A 1,724-nucleotide genomic window follows, 5' to 3' on the forward strand; every position below is an offset into this window, starting at 1 on the left:
TCGTGGCGGGTGACGAGGTCGAATTGGATGCCGCGGTGTTGTTCGACGCCGGTGCGGATGGCGCGTTCGACGACGGAGGTGGCGAGGCGGCGGTGGAGGGAGAGGGGGTCGCGGCGGAGGTCTTTGGTGAGGGCTGCGCAGAGGAGGAGCATGACGATGACGAAGGGTAGTGCTGCGACGATGGTGATGCGTTGGAGTCCGGCGAGGGCTTCGGAGGGGACGTCGCCGCCGGCGAGGAGCATGACGGCTGCGACGGCGCCGGTGAGGCAGCCCCAGAAGATGACGATGGGGCGGCGGGGGTGTTCTGCGCCGTTGGAGCTGAGGGAGCCCATGACGATTGAGGCTGCGTCGGCGCCGGTGATGAAGAAGATCGCGACGAGGACCATGGCGAGGATGATGACGGCGGCGGTGGCCCAGTCGGGCATGCTGAGGTTTTTGACGAGGTCGAAGAGGGCGCCGTCGAAGTTGATGGAGGGGCTGCCGTTGACCATGGTGACCAGGCCGGGGGTGTTGTTTGTGTCGGCTTGTTGTTGGATGTTGATGGCGGCGCCGCCGAAGATCGCGAACCAGATGATGCTCACGACGCTGGGGACCAGGAGGACGCCGGTGACGAATTGGCGGATGGTGCGGCCGCGGCTGATGCGGGCGATGAAGAGGCCTACGAAGGGTGTCCAGGAGATCCACCAGGCCCAGTAGAAGATGGTCCAGCCGGAGAGCCAGGTGCGCAGGGCGTCATCGCCGACGGCTTCGGTGCGGGAGGACATTTCGGCGAGGTCCCGGACGTAGTCGCCGACGGCGGAGGGGATGAGGTTCAGGATGAACAGGGTGGGTCCGACGAGGAACACGATGAGTGCCAGGACGACGGCGAGGACCATGTTGATGTTGGAGAGCCATTGGATGCCGCGGCTGATGCCGGAGACGGCGGAGGCGACGAAGCACAGGGTCAGGATGGCGACGATGACCACGAGGACGGGGGTGCCGATTTGTCCGAACCAGCCGTTGGAGGTCATGCCGCTGCCGATTTGCAGGGCGCCCAGGCCCAGGGACGCGGCGGTGCCGAAGAGGGTGGCGAAGATGGCGAGGATGTTGATGAATTTCCCGACGGGTCCTTCGACGACGCGGATTCCGAAGAGTGAGGTGAAGGCGAGGGAGATCAGTTGCCGGCGGCCCAGGCGGTAGGTGCCGTAGGCCATGGCGATGCCGACTACTGCGTACATGGCCCAGGGGTGCAGGGTCCAGTGGAAGATTGAGGTGGCCATGGCGGTTTGGATGGCGGCGGGGGTGCGGCCGTCCACGGTCCCGGGTGGGGGTGAGACGTAGTGGTAGAGGGGTTCGGCGACGCCGTAGAACATCAGGCCGATGCCCATGCCGGCGGCGAACATCATGGCGACCCAGGACACGGTCCGGAATTCGGGTTTTTCGCCGTCTTTGCCCAGGGGGATGTTCCCGAATTTGCCCATCGCGAGCCAGAGGACGAAGACGACGAACAGGGAGGCCAGGAGCATAAAGAGCCAGCCGGTGTACTCCATCACCCAGTTCAGGGCGGTTGTTGAGCTGGCGGACAGGCTGTCCCGCCCTACAAAGCCCCAGACCACAAACGCAATGGCAATCGCGCCCGTGATGCCGAAAGTGACTTTATCCAGGGTGAGTTTGTGGTTGCGGCGGTCCGCAACGGCCCGCTCAGTCCTGGCGCTGCGCAGCTCCTCCATGATCTGCGCGTGCTC

The 1,724-nt window shown here is 65.1% G+C and carries 1 protein-coding gene; it reads right to left on the bottom strand.

All coding sequences use genetic code 11. From position 1 onward, the window contains the following. Nucleotides 1–1,724 (bottom strand): BCCT family transporter (locus ACU18_RS18620; protein ID WP_050687970.1); only part of this gene is annotated, 1,724 nt, incomplete at both ends.

Source organism: Arthrobacter sp. ZBG10, from assembly GCF_001238605.1.
In the GTDB taxonomy this organism is placed as follows: Bacteria; Actinomycetota; Actinomycetes; order Actinomycetales; family Micrococcaceae; genus Arthrobacter.